This is a genomic window from Salipiger sp. HF18, assembly GCF_011806505.1.
GTDB lineage: Bacteria > Pseudomonadota > Alphaproteobacteria > Rhodobacterales > Rhodobacteraceae > Salipiger > Salipiger thiooxidans.
This window is the reverse complement of sequence record NZ_JAATOS010000991.1, coordinates 1-541: the sequence shown is the minus strand read 5'-3', so window position 1 is coordinate 541 and position 541 is coordinate 1. Positions and strand designations below refer to the sequence as shown.

Annotated in this window: 1 pseudogene; it reads left to right on the top strand. The window is 62.5% G+C overall.

Annotated features, from left to right (window positions below):
- Positions 1-82: 82 nt before the first annotated feature.
- Positions 83-466: pseudogene (locus tag HC022_RS28435) on the top strand (transposase); the annotation flags it as partial.
- Positions 467-541 lie beyond the last annotated feature (75 nt).

The window sequence follows — 541 nt, the reverse complement described above, 5'->3', positions numbered from 1 at the left end:
GCTGATCGCGAGGCTGGCGGTCATCGTCGATCTTCGGAGTAGGTTTGGGTTGCGACACCTGAAACCTGAGACGGAGATGACGATGACCGACGACAGAATGGCTCTGATGGAGCTGGTTGAGAAGCAGGCTGATGGCGATCTCGTGCGCGAGATGCTGGCCTTTGCAGCCGAGCGCATCATGGAGGCCGAGATCGAAGCGCGGACCGGCGCGGCCAAGGGCACGCGCTCGCCAATGCGAGAGGCCCAGCGGAATGGATACCGGGAGCGGGATTGGGATACGCGTGCCGGCCGGATCGCGCTAGAGATCCCGAAGCTGCGCAAGGGCAGCTATTTCCCCAGCTTCCTTGAACCGCGGCGGACAGCCGAGAAGGCATTGGTGGCGGTGATCCAGGAGGCTTACGTTCACGGCATCTCCACGCGGTCCGTGGATGACCTGGTGAAGGCCATCGGAGCTGGCGGCATGTCTAACAGGGTGCTGAAATAGTCGGGCGAGCGGAATTGTTTTCCGTCTTGCTAGGCGTGATGGCGCGATCCTCCGGCC